13 protein-coding genes are annotated in these 14,366 nt (G+C 63.1%); 5 read left to right on the top strand and 8 right to left on the bottom strand.

The features are described 5' to 3' along the window. Positions 1 to 68: 68 nt before the first annotated feature. Positions 69 to 1,463: a TrkH family potassium uptake protein gene (locus HXS66_RS16605; protein WP_240704230.1), complete on the bottom strand. Its 1,395-nt coding sequence runs from the start codon at positions 1,461 to 1,463 to the stop codon at positions 69 to 71. Further along, the gene (locus tag HXS66_RS16600; RefSeq protein WP_084208131.1) at positions 1,460 to 2,113 is read right to left on the bottom strand and encodes a TrkA family potassium uptake protein; all 654 of its coding nucleotides are present in this window, start codon (positions 2,111 to 2,113) and stop codon (positions 1,460 to 1,462) included. The genes HXS66_RS16605 and HXS66_RS16600 overlap by 4 nt, the downstream gene beginning before the upstream one ends. Before the next feature lie 408 nt (positions 2,114 to 2,521). Between HXS66_RS16600 and HXS66_RS16595 the strand changes: the two genes are divergently transcribed. Continuing rightward, a complete protein-coding gene (locus HXS66_RS16595) occupies positions 2,522 to 3,979 on the top strand; it encodes a sodium-dependent transporter (protein WP_176493405.1) in 1,458 nt (485 codons plus the stop codon). 156 nt (positions 3,980 to 4,135) lie between these two features. On the opposite strand, the gene lapB is transcribed toward HXS66_RS16595, so the two are convergent. The 3 genes from lapB to HXS66_RS16580 form a co-directional block, all read right to left on the bottom strand. Beyond that, entirely contained in the window at positions 4,136 to 5,314 is a 1,179-nt protein-coding gene (gene lapB / locus HXS66_RS16590) for a lipopolysaccharide assembly protein LapB (RefSeq protein ID WP_084208132.1), read from the bottom strand. After that, positions 5,315 to 5,620 (bottom strand): lipopolysaccharide assembly protein LapA domain-containing protein, encoded by a 306-nt coding sequence (locus HXS66_RS16585; protein ID WP_077374623.1) that lies wholly within the window; start codon positions 5,618 to 5,620, stop codon positions 5,315 to 5,317. Positions 5,621 to 5,739: 119 nt separating this feature from the next. Next, entirely contained in the window at positions 5,740 to 6,036 is a 297-nt protein-coding gene (locus HXS66_RS16580) for an integration host factor subunit beta (RefSeq protein WP_077374621.1), read from the bottom strand. Between the two features lie 268 nt (positions 6,037 to 6,304). Here HXS66_RS16580 and HXS66_RS16575 point away from each other — a divergent pair, with 268 nt between their 5' ends. Together HXS66_RS16575 and HXS66_RS16570 are read left to right on the top strand one after the other, a co-directional pair. Next, complete coding sequence (locus HXS66_RS16575) at positions 6,305 to 6,580, top strand: succinate dehydrogenase assembly factor 2 (RefSeq protein WP_077374619.1); 276 nt, start codon at positions 6,305 to 6,307, stop codon at positions 6,578 to 6,580. Next, the gene (locus tag HXS66_RS16570) at positions 6,540 to 7,334 is read left to right on the top strand and encodes a hypothetical protein (protein WP_077374617.1); all 795 of its coding nucleotides are present in this window, start codon (positions 6,540 to 6,542) and stop codon (positions 7,332 to 7,334) included. Before HXS66_RS16575 ends, HXS66_RS16570 begins: the two co-directional genes overlap by 41 nt. Here HXS66_RS16570 and nadB read toward each other — a convergent pair whose 3' ends face one another. Both nadB and HXS66_RS16560 read right to left on the bottom strand, forming a co-directional pair. After that, on the bottom strand, positions 7,335 to 9,068 hold the full coding sequence (gene nadB / locus HXS66_RS16565) for an L-aspartate oxidase (RefSeq protein ID WP_176504109.1): 1,734 nt from the start codon (positions 9,066 to 9,068) through the stop codon (positions 7,335 to 7,337). Beyond that, positions 9,065 to 10,333 (bottom strand): FUSC family protein, encoded by a 1,269-nt coding sequence (locus HXS66_RS16560; RefSeq protein ID WP_136938683.1) that lies wholly within the window; start codon positions 10,331 to 10,333, stop codon positions 9,065 to 9,067. The genes nadB and HXS66_RS16560 overlap by 4 nt, the downstream gene beginning before the upstream one ends. Positions 10,334 to 10,773: 440 nt before the next feature. On the opposite strand from HXS66_RS16560, the gene HXS66_RS16555 reads away from it, so the two are divergent. Then, positions 10,774 to 12,171 (top strand): aspartate ammonia-lyase, encoded by a 1,398-nt coding sequence (locus HXS66_RS16555; protein ID WP_077374611.1) that lies wholly within the window; start codon positions 10,774 to 10,776, stop codon positions 12,169 to 12,171. A 154-nt stretch (positions 12,172 to 12,325) separates the two neighbouring features. Here the strand turns inward: HXS66_RS16555 and glpD are convergent, their stop codons facing one another. Next, on the bottom strand, positions 12,326 to 13,828 hold the full coding sequence (gene glpD / locus HXS66_RS16550; RefSeq protein ID WP_176504108.1) for a glycerol-3-phosphate dehydrogenase: 1,503 nt from the start codon (positions 13,826 to 13,828) through the stop codon (positions 12,326 to 12,328). A gap of 97 nt (positions 13,829 to 13,925) precedes the next feature. Here glpD and HXS66_RS16545 point away from each other — a divergent pair, with 97 nt between their 5' ends. Beyond that, positions 13,926 to 14,333 (top strand): hypothetical protein, encoded by a 408-nt coding sequence (locus HXS66_RS16545; RefSeq protein ID WP_176504107.1) that lies wholly within the window; start codon positions 13,926 to 13,928, stop codon positions 14,331 to 14,333. Positions 14,334 to 14,366 lie beyond the last annotated feature (33 nt).

The following is a 14,366-nucleotide window of genomic DNA, read 5'->3' as shown; positions in this document are numbered from 1 at the left end:
CCCGATGCCCTGCATCGGGGCTTTCGTCGTTCAGGGCGAGAGAAAGTGCGTCAGGCAAGTCGTGCTGCCTAGCCGATGGAGAGTTCGGTGCGTGCATAGCTGACGCCGGGACGGCTGCGGGTCGCCAGCAGGTAACCCAGTGCCAGCGGGCCGGTGCGTCCCAGCAACATGGTGATGATGATCAACCACTGTCCGGGAGCGGAAAGCTCCGGCGTCACCCCCAGGCTCAGTCCCACGGTGCCGAACGCCGAGACCGTCTCGAAGGCCAACGACCGGAAGTCGTGGTCGGGGTCGGTGATGGTCAGCCCGAACAGCATGCTGAAGATCAACAGCATGCCGGCCAAGGCCACGGCGATGGCCTTGAAGACAGTCTCGTCTCCGATACGGCGGCCATGCAGGGTCGGTGAGTGTCTCTGGCGCAGGAAGGCGCGAGTGGTCAGCAGCAGCACCACGAAGGTGGTGATCTTGATGCCACTGGCCGTCGAGCCACTCCCGCCACCGATGAACATCATCGCCATGGTCCAGAGGGTCGAGGCCTGTGTCATCGCGGAGGTATCGAACATGCTGAAGCCGGCGGTACGGGGCGTCACTGCCATGAAGGCTGCCGAGATGAAGCGTTCGCCATGATCACGCATGCCTGCCAGGGTATCGGGGTTGCCCCATTCAAGCGCCAGTATCACCACCAGGCTCAACAGGTTGAGTGCGATGGTGGCTTCCAGCACCAGGCGTGTCTGTACGGAGAAGCGTGAGGGGTGCAGCAGCACGCGCCACCCATGCTCACGCCTGCGCTCGCGCAGTTCGCCGATCACGGCAAAGCCGATTCCACCCGTCATGAAGAGCAGGCTGATGACGCTTGCGACCAGCGGGTTGCGGGATTCGCGCAACAGGCTGTCCGGCCACAGGGTGAAGCCGGCATTGTTGAAGGCCGAGACCGAGTGGAAGAGGCTCAGCCACATGCCGCGTCCCCAACCATGGCGTGGCACCCATTCGAGCGCCAGCAGCAGAGCGCCGCCCAGTTCAAGTGTCACCGCAAAGGCGGTGATGACCCTGAGCAGCCGGCCGATCTCGCGTGAGCTGCTGCGGTTGAGCGCTTCACGCAGCAGGCTGGTCTGATGCATCGGCAGTCGTTGCCCCAGCATCACCAGTGACAGGGCGGCGATGGTCATGAAACCGAGGCCGCCCAGCTGGATCAATACCAGCACGACGGCCTGCCCGGCGAAGGTGAACTCGCTGAGCGGGGTGACGGAAAGCCCGGTGACGGTCACCGCCGAGGTGGCGGTAAACAGTGCCGACAGCCAGCTGAGGCCCTCCTGATGCATGCCTGGCAGTTTCAGCAGGCAGGCCCCCAGCATGCTGAGTCCCAGAAAGCCGCCCAGCAGGATCTCCGGAGGCGACAGGTGGATGATGGGGCCACGTGGGCCACGGGTCAGGGGGCGAAGATAGCGTCGGTAGCGCTGCCTCACAGATGCGCCCCCAGCTTGCGCAGCGCGCTCAGTTCGCCGATCAGTACCAGATGATCGCCAGCGGACAGCCGTGTACTGCCGGAAGGCTTGCGATCGAGTGTCGCGCCCTTGCGCAAGGCGATCACGCTGATGTCCTCATCGATAGGGAGCTGATCGAGCTGTTGGCAGTCATCGCACAGACGCTCGCTGACCTCCAGCTCGACCACGAACTGGTGATCGCCCAGGTGGATGAAGTCGACCATGGCGTGATAGGCGAGGCTTTCCGCCACCCGCACGCCCAGGTCGTACTCCGGGTGGACGATGTGGTCCACGCCCAGACGGCTGAGCAGCTTGTGATGCGCATCCGAGGTCGCCTTGACCCACAGTTCCCTGGCACCGAGTTCCTTGGCCAGCAGCGCGCAGATCAGGCTCTGCTCCATCGAGTCAGCCAGATCGATCAACACGGCGTCGAACTGTTCGAGGCCAAGCTCACGCAGGGCATGCTCATCGGTCGGGTCGGCAATGACGGCCTGATTGAGCAGGTCCGCCATGGCATTGAGACGTTTCTCATCGAGATCCACGCCGAGCACTTCATGGTCGTGGCGCCTGAGCTCCCGCGCGACGGTACTGCCGAAATACCCCAGTCCGATCACCGCGAATTGACGATGCATGACGACTCCTTGTCTGCGCTGCTTGAGAGGGCGAGATACCTGTCAGCTCAGCGAATTCCGAGGCTCTGCCGCTAGCGCTTTCAGATGCGCTCATGGATGAGCTTACTCCAGTGACTCGTCGATGTCGGCTTCCGCACTGATCCTCGCCCGGCAGGGACTTCCCTTGCCAAGCGCTTGCTCTGATGGTCGTTTCAAATGTTACCAATTAGAAGTGGCTGATGTAGAGTGGATGGCGTCGCTTGGTAATGGCGCTATCGCAGACGTTTTGCGAGGTGCGTATGGGGATTTTCCACAGGAATCGCGGACGAACATCCTTCTTATCAGTAAAATGGTCTGCGTGAGCACCCGAGACGGCAAGGCGTTGCGTCGATCACCACTGGCTCACAACAATAACTCGTAAGGTATTCCATGACGGCAAGACAGCAACCCAAGAATCTCTGGATCAGTCGCTGGGGTTTCATCCTTGCAGCTACCGGTTCCGCGGTAGGGCTGGGCAATATCTGGAAGTTTCCCTATATCACCGGTGAATATGGCGGAGGCGCCTTCGTGCTGGTGTATCTGGCCTGCATTCTCGCCGTTGGCGTACCCGTGATGATGGCGGAGATCGCCTTCGGGCGTCGTGGTCGCGGCAGCCCCATCGAGGCGATCGCCAACCTGGCCCGGGAAGCGGGGGCCAGCCCGCTGTGGAAGGTCTTCGGTTGGATGGCGATGCTGGCCGGCTTCATGATCCTGTCGTTCTATGTCGTGGTCGCGGGGTGGTCCTTCAGCTACCTGTGGAAGATGGCCAGCGGGTCGCTGTCCGGACATGGCGTCGCTGAGCTGGGCGGTATCTTCGAGGCTGGCAACGCCAATCCCTGGGCACTGGGTGGCTGGGCGACGCTGGTGACGGTAGTAACGATGCTGATCGTCGGGCGTGGCGTGCAGGAGGGGGTCGAGAAGAGCGTGCGCTGGATGATGCCGGGCATGGTGATCATGCTGTTGATCATGATCGGCTACGCCCTGACCTCCGGCAACTTCTCGGCAGGCTTCCACTTCCTGTTCGACTTCGATGTCTCCCGTTTGAGTAGTGAGGGCGTACTGGCCGCGCTGGGGCATGCCTTCTTCACCCTGTCGCTGGCCTCCGGCGCCATCCTGACCTACGGCTCCTATCTGCCGTCAGGCACCTCCATCGCTCGCACCACCTTCACGGTCGCGATCGCCGATACGCTGGTGGCGCTGATGGCGGGACTCGCGATCTTCCCGATCATCTTCGCCAATGGCATGGACCCGTCCTCCGGTCCGGGGCTGATCTTCATGAGCCTGCCGGTGGCCTTCAACCAGATGCCCTTCGGTCAGCTGTTCGGGGTACTGTTCTTCGCCATGCTCTCCATTGCCGCCTTGACCTCCGCGATCTCGATGATCGAGGCCACCGTCGCCTGGCTGTGCGAGAACCGCAACATGAGTCGCACCAAGGCATCGTGGCTAGCCGGAAGCGTGTTGTGGCTGGTCGCGATGTTCGCGATGCTGTCCTTCAATCTGGGCGCAGACTGGACCCTGGCCGGCAAGCACTTCTTCGACTGGCTGGATTACCTGACCTCGCGCTGGATGATGCCGATCGGTGGCATCGCCATGGCGCTGCTGGCCGGCTTCGTCTTCAAGAGCAGCATGTTGCGCGATGAGCTGGATCTGAGTGAGGGAGGCTACCGTATCTGGCTGTTCATGATTCGCTATGTCAGCCCGATCTGCATCGTGGCGATCTTCATTGATGCGCTTGGCGTGGCGGCCCTGAGTCTAGAGGATTGGCCGTATTTCCTGGGGGCCATCGTGCTGGCCTGCGGGGCAGGAGAGACGCTGTCACCGCGTCTGCGTGGGCCTCGCGTCGCCTGACAAGCCAGAGAGTCGAGGGCTTTCAGGCCCTGGAATGACGAGACGCCCCCGTCGCGAAAGCGGCGGGGGCGTCTTGCATCCTGCTCGGGCGTGCTTGGTCTGACGGGCTTGAACTGACGGGCTGGTCCAGATGAGCGAGTCACGGAACGCGGGGGCTCATTCGCCTTCCAGTCCGGTGATCGGCTTGACGGTACCCCAGTGGCGACATTTCGGGCATTGCCACAGCAGCATCGAGGCCTCGAATCCGCAGCGGTGGCAGCGATGGCGAGGGCGTGCCTCGATCAGCTGCTGGGTATGGCGCTTGAGCAGGCTGAAGCGCTGGGTCTCGCGCTCATCGGCATCCAGCAGGTACAGGTCGAGCAGATAGTCGACGCCCCGCAGGCTGGGGTGACGATGCAATTGCTCGCTGGCGAAGCTGACGGCGGCCTCGACTCCTTCCCGGCGCTCGATCAACTGGGCGAGACTGACCACCGTGGTGGTATAGGGGCCGCGCTCGACTTCCTGCTGCAGATAGCGCACCAGTCCGCTTTCGTCGTCCAGCATGTGGAATGCCTTGCCGAGCGGTTCGAGAATGATGGGAGTGAAACCGGTGTCCTGACGCGGAATGCGCTGCAGCAGGCGAATGCTCTGCTTGTAGTTGGCATGCTCGTATTCGATCTCGGCCAGCATCCAGTTGGCGCGCACACACTTCTCATCCGTGGAGAGTGCCTGCTTGAGGCGCTTGCGCGCCACCGCCTGACTGCCTTCGAGGATATCGAGGGCCGCCAGTTCGCAGTGCCAGTGGGCGGCGGCGCGTCGGATGCCACCTTCCTGACGCAGGATGGGGTGCGCGACCTCGAGGGCAGCCTCCCATTCTCGCTCACGCTCGAGCAGGTCGATCAGGAGGCGTCGGCCAGCGCGACGATGGTCATCGTGCTGGGCCTGCTTGAGAAGGGTTTCCAGCAGCTTCTCGGCGCGGTCGTAGACACCGCTGCGCATGAAGTCGCGGGCCAGTTCCAGCTGAACGCGTTCGCCCTGCTCGCTGTCGAGGGCCGGGCGTGCCAGCAGATTCTGGTGGATCTTGACGGCGCGGTCGACCTCCCCGCGACTGCGGTACAGGTTACCCAGCGCGATGTGGGTATCGACCGTGTCGCTGTTGACTTCCAAGGCCTGTACGAAGGTTTCGATGGCGCGATCAGGCTGCTCGTTGAGCAGATGATTGAGGCCAACGAAATAGTCGCGGGACAAGGTGGCAGGGGCGGGAGTTTGCGTAGTGGGGCGACGATCACGTCGCCCCAGCCAGAACCCGATGGCAATGGCGGCCATCAGCAGTCCCAGCAGTATCAGGTCAGGCATTTATGCCACTTCCTTGATCTCCTGGATGCGCAGCTGGTCCAGTTCCTTGCGTTGCTGCTGGTTGCGACGCTGCGCGCGGGTCAACAGCGTGCGCAGGCGCAGATACATGCCGGTCATGGCGATCATGCCGAGCACGACGCCGATGGCCAGTGAAAACAGCAGCCACATGGAAAGTGAGGCAGCCGGCAGCTCGAGCCAGATGAGGTCGAGAGGCACGGTTTGCTGGTTGTGAACGGCAAACAGGATGCCGACCAGCAGAACGATCAGCAGGATCACGGCCAGAACGAGACCTTTTAGCCAGCGCATAACGGTTTCCTTGTCATGAAATGCAGTCGTGAATCATCGCCTGGCGAGTGTATCACCGGGCAAGCCGTGAGTCTCGACGTCAGCCGTGCGGCCTGAGGCCAGGCCGATGCCTTGTGGGCTCAGTAGCCGAGCGCGCGGCTGGCATCGACCTGTTCGCGCAGTTCCTTGCCCGGTTTGAAGTGCGGGACGAACTTGCCGTCCAGCTGGACGGGCTCTCCGGTCTTCGGGTTGCGTCCCAGACGCGGCTCACGGTAGTGCAGCGAGAAGCTGCCGAACCCGCGAATCTCCACGCGCCCCCCGTGGGCCAGCGCATCAGTGACATCATCGAGGATGATGCGAACGGCGGCTTCTACATCCTTGAGCGACAACTCAGGCTGTCGCATGGCTATCTGTTCGATCAGCTCGGACTTGGTCATCGGATCTCTCCATGCCTGCACCCTTGCGGGAAGGGTGATCGTGATGCGGCTGTCAGATGACCTCTTGTCGTCTGACGGACCCCCGCATCCTTGTGATTGTTATCTCCTCAGCATAATGGGCAAATCCTGAGAAAACAACGCACTACGAACATCATTGCCCATCACGACATGGATTGCCAATTCCTGTCGTGGCAAAGGGTCAACGGATGCTGCCAGACTCCCCCTCGGGTATACTGCCGGCATTGATGTGACGACTGAGGTTCGGGCAATGGATGAGATGATTCGCAAGCGCCTTCACTGGCACTCCCGCCGCGGCATGTGGGAACTCGATCTGCTGCTGTTGCCTTTTCTCGAGCAGCGCTTCGATGCGTTGAGTGAGCAGGACAAGGCCCTCTACGTGGAACTGCTCGCGGAAGAGGATCAGGATCTCTTCGTGTGGCTGATGAAGCGGGATCCGTGTGGCAATGAGGACTATCAGCGCCTGATCGACATGGTGATCGCCAATGCAGAACATGGCGAACGCGATCAGTTCAAGGGCCTCTGAACAGGCCCTGCATGCTCAGGCGATTCTGCGCCTGATACTGCTGGCGTGCAGCCTCGTGCTGATGACGTGGCTGTTCGCTCGCCTGGCAGGACCTTCCGGCCTGGATGCCTGGTGGGCCTGCCGCACCCATGATGCTCTGCCTTTCGAGGCGGAGCATTGTGCTTTCTGGGGCATGATGCCGCCTTTGAACATCCATTCGGCCGTCATGGCCATGCTGACCACAGGCGGGGTCTTGCAGGGGGTGGAAGCCTGGTGGTGGTGGCATCGCCGTGACCGGCATCGGGAGGTATGGTGGCTGGCGCTCGGGGCGGAGCCCGTGGGGGAAGGGGCGGAGCGCTCGGGGCTGGCCGCCATGCCAGAGGCAGAGGCAGAGACGGAGACAGGTGAGGAGGGCGAACTGGCGCACGACGAAGCCGAAGAGGAAAGTCCTCGCTCACCGGCATCACTCGACGAGACGCGCAGGCGGCACCCCGAGATGCGCCTTTGCTGGTGGTGGGCCGACGCGAACTCCGGTGGCTGGCAGCGAGTCGGCGTCACGCGCCTGTGGTGTTCGCCGCGACTGGTGGGCCTGCGCCTCACGTGCCCCGGTGAGCGCTCACGTACTCTGTGGCTATGGCCAGACAGCGCACCTCCAGCACAGCTGCATCGGCTGCGACTGTGGCTGCTGTGGCCACCTCTCGCCCACGATATGCCACGACAGCCGCCTGCCATCGAGCCGCTGATGGCCCGTATCGCGACTGATCGCCGCCAATGATCATCTGAGGTGAATCACGCTGTCACGCGCGCGCGGTGCCGGCATGGGGTAATCGCGCACGAAGTGGAGCCCGCGTGATTCATGACGTTGGTGAGCGCTGATCAACAACAGCGGCGCCAGAGTCAGCGCCTGATACAGGGCCAGGTGAGTGACACCTGCGCTGGCCCCTGAGTGCCTGCCTTGCCGGGAGAGTTCAGAGGAATGAGCGCGCTCTGACGAATGAGGGGGCTCACAGGTCAGCCAGGCCGCCATCTGATCCAGTGCCGCTTCCAGTCCCTGCTGGCTACGCTCGATGCCTGCCTGCAGGCTCATCAGGCGCCGCAACGCCGTGAGCCGCTCATCCGCTTCGCGATTCTCCAGGCACATCACGTGCTGCCAGAGTGCATGCCTGTCTTTCAGTCGGGTCAATAGTGCCTGCTGGCGGGGAGGCAGCTGTCCTCGTTCAGGCAGCATGCTCGTTGTGAGCGCCTGCGCCACTGGCCAGGTGTCGGGCGCCGATTCGCCCTCGGTGAGCGCCTCGCCGCAGGCGCGCGCCTGCACCAGGCATTCCAGCAATGAGTTGCTGGCCATGCGGTTGGCCCCGTGAAGCCCTGTACAGGCCACTTCGCCGATGGCCCACAGTCCTGCCAGATCACTCGCGCCATTCAATTCGGTGGCGATTCCGCCGCAGCTGTAATGTGCTGCCGGTACCACGGGAATCGGGGCTCGGGTGATGTCGATGCCACGCTCCCGGCAATGCGCCAGGATGGTCGGGAAGTGATGATGGATGGCCGCGGATCCCAGCGCACTGATATCGAGATGGACGTGATCCAGCCCGTGAGCGCGCATCTCGGCGAGGATGGCGCGCGCCACCACGTCGCGTGGTGCCAGCTCCAGGCGAGGGTCGTGATCCAGCATGAAGCGATGGCCATCGGGGCGCTTCAACAGGCCACCTTCGCCGCGCACGGCTTCCGAGATCAGGAACGGCGTTCCGGCCGGGTCGTACAGGCAGGTGGGGTGAAACTGCTGGAACTCCAGATTCATCAGGCTGGCACCGGCACGCACGGCCATCGCCATGCCATCCCCGACGCTGGCGCTGGGGCTGGTGGCATGCGCAAACAGGCCGCTGGCACCGCCCGTGGCCAATACCAGGTCGCGTACCGTCAGCAAGCGTTGCTGGCCGGTGCCATCGATGACCCGCAGTCCCGCGACCTGGGCCCCCTTCACCTCGATGTCCACGGCGAGCAGGTCATCGAGCACCTCGATGGCAGGATGTGACTCGACATGCTGACTGAGCGTATCCAGCAGCGCCCGCCCCGTGGCGTCGGCCGCATGGATGATGCGTCGCCGGCCGTGGCCGCCTTCCCGGGTGAGGTGATAGGGATAGCTGGCATCGGCTTCGGCTGGCGTGAAGGGGACGCCAAGCCCGATCAACCACTCGATGGCCTCGCGGGAATGTCCGACGGTAAAGCGCACCGCTCGCTCGTTGCACAGGCCGTCCCCCGCGATCAGCGTATCGGCGACATGCGATTCCACGTCATCTTCCGGGGCCAGTACCGCCGCGATGCCGCCCTGAGCCCAGCGGCTGGCGCCCTGGGCCTCCCGCGCCGGACGCAGCAGCGTCACGCGGCGCGAGCGCGACGCGGATGACGGCTGGTTGGCCAGGCTGAGCGCAAGGGTCAGGCCGGCCGCACCGCCGCCCACGATCAGAACATCGTGGTCACTGGTGGCAGTGATGTCATGCGCTGTGCTCATGCGTCTTTCCTTGGCGTGTCACCGGGTGCGGCGGCGGGCGAGCGGGAATGGGCGTCATCCCGGGTGTCAGGTGACTTCGCCTCGGGTGTCGGGGGCGTGCCGTCGCTGTCAGAGTCCTTGGGGACGGCTGTCTCGCCCGGGGTCGGGTCCTCCGGCAGGAAGATCCGGCGGGCATCACTGATCAGGCCATGGCCCGGCAGGCGCCGTTGCAGGCGCTCGCTGGGCAGACGTTCCAGCAGGGACAGCCGCTCCCCGAGGGCTTCCGTCAGGCGCGCGAGTTCACGATTCAGCCACAGATAGCCTGCCGGACTGAACAGGGCACGTCCTTTGCGGCTCTCGACATTGCGTACCTCGGCATAGCGCTGCAGGTCGAACGGGGTGACCGTCAGCTCGATGTGCTGGCCGGTACGCACCTGGAAGGCCAGCGTGCCGAGGGCACGAGCCAGTCGGTGCTGGGCATCGCGCAGGCCCTCGAGTCCTTCGATGAACTCATGACCTTCTCGCGTGTTCCAGTGGGTTTCCTGCAGCAGCTCGATTGTCGAGATCATGCGCCGCTCGAACGACAGGATCTCCTCGATATCACCGCGCTGGATCCGGCCCTCACGCACCACGGCATCCACCAGTCCACGCTGCTTGACCAGCTGGGCGGAGGTGGCGCGCACCAGATTGAGCGTTTCCTCGATGCTGGAACGCTCTGCATTGGTGTGGTTGTGGTAGAGCCGCGCCAGCTTGTCGAGGTTGTCGGCCAGCAGGAAGCGGAAGACATCCGTCGCCTTCTGGGGCAGCAGGACCAGGCTGACCACAATACTGATCAAGGTGCCCAGTACCACGTTGAAGACGCGCCACAGGGCGATACCGAGATCATGATTGCCATCGCCCACCACCATCAGCAGGGTGACGCAGAACAGCAGCGAGCTGTAGCCATAGCGATTGCTGAAGGTGGCATTGAGCGCCAGCGCGATGCCGACCATGCTCCAGATGGGCACCACGCCGGGCAGCGGGTCCGCGACCAGTATCAGGATCAGGCCCCAGAGTCCCCCCAGCAGCGTGCCGAGCAGGCGCTGCGAGCCCTTGTCGAGCACGCCGCCGACGTGGGGCAGATTGCCCATCACCATCACGGTACTGACCAGTGCCCAGGAGCTGTGCGGCAGATCGAACAGCTCGATGATGCTGAAACAGAGCGTCAGGGCGACGGTGACCCGCAGGATATGCAGGCGCTGACGGTGCAGATAGGTGAAGTAGGGATTGTGCGATAGCCAGTTCATGCCGATTCCCCCTCGCGAATGACAAGACCGGGAGTGAGCAGGCGGGTCGCAGACATGGCGGGCATCAGCAGCAGAGAAGTGGACATCGGGTGCCAGGAGATTCCGTCGACAGAGAATGGAAGAGGATGTCGTGAGCGATGCCGCCGTGCACCGGCGCAGGCAGGGCGCGGCGGACCACCGAATCGCCGCACAGTGTAACCGACCCCCACGAGCTCGTCACAGCGCTTGGCATGCCAGAATCACGTTGTCATCAGCAGGTTAGTGGTGGCTCGTGAAGGGCAACGCGGAAATCTGATGATTGTTATTGATAATCACTACCATCAAGTGGCTTGATTGGATTCCCCCAAGGCCCCACGTGATCATGGGGGCAATCCATTCACGCCTACCGGCAGCGCCAGTTACACGAGCCGCTGCCTGGTGTCATCACAGGGAGTCATTGCATGAGCAGCCAGACCCGTCGCGAACAGGACAGCATGGGCGAACTCGAGGTGCCGGTCAGTGCACTCTACGGGGCGCAGACCCAGCGTGCGGTGGACAACTTCCCGGTCAGCGGCCAGCCCTTGCCGGCACCGTTCATCCAGGCGGTGGCGCGCATCAAGCTTGCCGCGGCAGAGGTCAATCTCGACCTCGAGTTGCTGGATGAGGCGCGTGCCGGTGCCATCGTCAAGGCGGCGCGCCAGATCATCGATGGCGAGCATGCGGATCAGTTCCCGGTCGATGTCTTCCAGACCGGTTCCGGCACCTCGACCAACATGAACGTCAATGAAGTGCTGACGCATCTGGCCAATGCCCAGCTGGAAAGCGAGAACAGCGACCTCAAGGTCGGCGCCAATGACCACGTCAACATGGGGCAGTCCAGCAACGATGTCATCCCGACGGCGATTCACCTGTCGGCGGTCATTGCCGTCACCGATACCTTGCTGCCTGCGCTGCGTCATCTGCATGACGTGATCGCGAGCAAGGCGGCGGAGGTCGATGATGTCGTCAAGACCGGCCGCACTCACCTGATGGACGCGATGCCGATTCGTCTGAGCCAGGAGCTGGGGGCATGGCAATCCCAGGTGGCACAGGCCATCGAGCGCATCGAGGAGTCGCTGCCGCGTCTCGAGCGTCTCGCCCAGGGCGGCACGGCCGTCGGCAGTGGCATCAACGCGCATCCCGAGTTTGCCGAACGCATGGCCAAGCGCCTTTCGCTTCAGACCGGGCACGCCTTCCGTCCGGCCGACAGCTTCTTCGCGGCGCTGTCTTGTCAGGATTCCGCGGTCGAGCTTTCCGGCCACCTGCGGACCTACGCCGTGGCGATGATGAAGATCAGCAATGACCTGCGCTGGATGAACTCCGGGCCGCTGGCCGGGCTGGGCGAGATCGAGCTTGAGGCCTTGCAGCCGGGCAGCTCCATCATGCCGGGCAAGGTCAATCCGGTGATTCCGGAAGCCGCCGCCCAGGTGGCTGCCCAGGTGATGGGCAACGATGCCACCATCGGCATCGCCGGTCAGAGCGGCAACTTCCAGCTCAATGTCATGCTGCCGTTGATCGCCAACAATCTGCTGTCCTCGATCACGCTGAGCGCCAATGTCAGCCGCCTGCTGGCGGACAAGGCCATTGCCACCTTCACGGTGCGGCGGGACAACATCGAAGCGCCGCTGGCCAGGAACCCGATTCTGGTCACGGCACTCAATCCGGTGATCGGTTACAACGAGGCCGCACGTATCGCCAAGGTGGCCTATCAGGCCGGCCGGCCGATCCTCGAGGTGGCCGAGGAGGAGACGGATCTCGACCGTGAGACGCTGGAGCGTCTGCTGGACCCGGCCAAGCTGACCGAGGGCGGCATCCAGTAAGCGTGCCCCCGCAAGGCTGACAGCAAGCGACAGCAGGCAAGAGACAGCAGGCAAGAGATAGCAAGCAAGAATCTGCGAGTAAACGACAGAAAGCCCGCCCTCCAGTCAGGAGGGCGGGCTTTCTGATGTCGCGAGCAGATGAATCAGCGATGCGTCAGGCGGCACGCGCCATCAGGCGTTCCTTGAGGTACTCACCGATGCGGGCCTTCTGCTCATCGCTCAGGCGCAGGGTCAGCTTGGTACGCCGCCACACCACATCCTGTACCTCATGTGCCCACTCACGCTCGACCAGGTAATCGATCTCGGCGGCGCTCAGGCCGGCACCGAAGTCTTCGCCAAGCTCGGCTTCGCTCTTCTTGCCGTCGAGGAAGTGCAGGCACAGGCTGCCGTAGCTGGAAGCCAGGCGTCTGGCGCGAGCCTCTCCCAGGAACGGGAAGTCGCGGACCAGCTGGCGAGTGAAGGCCGCGCGGCTCTCGATGTCTCCCCCCGGCAAGGCCTTCTCGTGGGTCCACGGCTCACCCATGTTGGGCAGCAGCGGCTTCAGATCTTCCAGCGCGGATTCGGCCAGCTTGCGATAGGTGGTGATCTTGCCACCGAAGATGGACAGCATCGGCGCGCCGCTGTCATCCAGATGCAAGGTGTAGTCGCGGGTCATCGCTGACGGGTCGGCTGACTCGTCATCACACAGCGGGCGTACGCCGGAGAAGGAGGAGATGACGTCATCGCGGCTCAGCTTGCGCTTGAAGTGATGGTTGACCACCTCGAGCATGTAGTCGGTTTCATCGCTGGAGCAGGCCACCTCGGAGGGGTCGCCCTTGTAGCGCACGTCTGTGGTGCCGACCAGGCTGAAGTCTTCCTGATAGGGCAGCACGAAGACGATGCGCTTGTCCTTGTTCTGCAGGATGAAGGCGCGATCATCGGTATTGAGGCGCGGCACGATCAGGTGGCTGCCCTGGATCATGCGGATGCCGTAGCGCGGCGTGCGCTCGGTGGCACCCTTGATGAAGGACTCCACCCACGGCCCGGCGGCATTCACCAATGTGCGGGCGTGGCGGGTGAAGGTCTCACCGCTGTCGATGTTCTCCAGCGTCAGCTCCCAATGCCCGTTCACGTCGCGTGCCCCGACGCAGCGAGTGCGCGTCATGATCTCCGCGCCTTGCTCCTGAGCCTGAAGCGCGTTGGTGATGACCAGACGCGCATCATCCACCCAGCAGTCGGAATATTCGAAGCCCTGGGTGATCTCGCTGACCAAGGGGCTCTGCTCACCGAACTTGAGCCCCTTGGAGGCTGGCAGGGTCTCGCGCTTGCCGATGTGGTCATACAGGAACAGGCCGGCACGGATCATCCAGGCCGGACGCAGATGTGGCTGGTGCGGCAGGATGAAGCGCAGGGGCCAGATGATGTGCGGTGCCTTCTTGAGCAGCACTTCACGCTCCTGCAGGGCTTCACGTACCAGCCGGAACTCGTAGTGTTCCAGGTAGCGCAGGCCGCCATGGATCAGCTTGCTGCTGGCGGAAGAGGTGGCGCTGGCCAGATCATTCTGCTCGCACAGTGCCACGCTCAGGCCGCGCCCGCTGGCGTCATTGGCGATACCGGCACCATTGATGCCACCGCCGATGATGAAGAGGTCGATAAGTGCGTCGTTGTCGCGGGACATGGGCTGCTCCTGCACGTGCCCGGCGCTACCGGGGAGATCGAGATGGGGCGGCACCGGTTCGGTGCGCGTGATAAGTTTCGAAAGTGAACATAGCTTAGTGAAAGTCGAACATCAAGGTGATTCTTGTGGCATCTCGATTTTCGAAAGTGCGCATAATGGGCTCGAACAAGCGACCCGGCATTGCACCATGTTCAACCTGTTGTCCTGCCTGAACATTTTTCACAGTGTCGATGCGGGATATGACAGTCGGATGAAGATCTGCCTCTTCGCCCATGCGCTCGAGGCACTGGCCGACGGGCTTTTCTGCAGCCTGCCGGCGCACCGCAAGGCGAGATGCCCGATGCAAGGGGAGCTTGCTGAGCAGGAGGATGAGAAGAGAGCCGAGGAGGAGCAGGCTAGAAGAAGAGAAGAAGAGAAGAAGAGAAGAAGAGAAGAAGAGAAGAAGAGCGGCGACCCACGCCACGGCATGACGCACGGCTTGACGTGGGAAATGACTCAACGATGAGGAAGGGGATGGCGAGACGACAGGCGTTCCGCG

It is taken from the genome of Cobetia sp. 5-11-6-3 (genome assembly GCF_013374055.1).
Classification (GTDB): Bacteria; Pseudomonadota; Gammaproteobacteria; order Pseudomonadales; family Halomonadaceae; genus Cobetia; species Cobetia marina.
Note: the sequence above shows the minus strand (reverse complement) of the source record. Positions and strands in the feature narration are given on the sequence as shown.

Bases quoted from the DNA above. Each gene is read 5' to 3' on its own strand.
- HXS66_RS16595 (WP_176493405.1), top strand. From the start codon at position 2,522: ATGACGGCAAGACAGCAACCCAAGAATCTCTGGATCAGTCGCTGGGGT.
- HXS66_RS16575 (WP_077374619.1), top strand. From the start codon at position 6,305: ATGGATGAGATGATTCGCAAGCGCCTTCACTGGCACTCCCGCCGCGGC.
- HXS66_RS16570 (WP_077374617.1), top strand. From the start codon at position 6,540: ATGCAGAACATGGCGAACGCGATCAGTTCAAGGGCCTCTGAACAGGCC.
- HXS66_RS16585 (WP_077374623.1), bottom strand. From the start codon at position 5,620: ATGCGCTGGCTAAAAGGTCTCGTTCTGGCCGTGATCCTGCTGATCGTT.
- HXS66_RS16580 (WP_077374621.1), bottom strand. From the start codon at position 6,036: ATGACCAAGTCCGAGCTGATCGAACAGATAGCCATGCGACAGCCTGAG.
- glpD (WP_176504108.1), bottom strand. From the start codon at position 13,828: ATGTCCCGCGACAACGACGCACTTATCGACCTCTTCATCATCGGCGGT.
- HXS66_RS16555 (WP_077374611.1), top strand. From the start codon at position 10,774: ATGAGCAGCCAGACCCGTCGCGAACAGGACAGCATGGGCGAACTCGAG.
- lapB (WP_084208132.1), bottom strand. From the start codon at position 5,314: ATGCCTGACCTGATACTGCTGGGACTGCTGATGGCCGCCATTGCCATC.
- HXS66_RS16560 (WP_136938683.1), bottom strand. From the start codon at position 10,333: ATGAACTGGCTATCGCACAATCCCTACTTCACCTATCTGCACCGTCAG.
- nadB (WP_176504109.1), bottom strand. From the start codon at position 9,068: ATGAGCACAGCGCATGACATCACTGCCACCAGTGACCACGATGTTCTG.
- HXS66_RS16600 (WP_084208131.1), bottom strand. From the start codon at position 2,113: ATGCATCGTCAATTCGCGGTGATCGGACTGGGGTATTTCGGCAGTACC.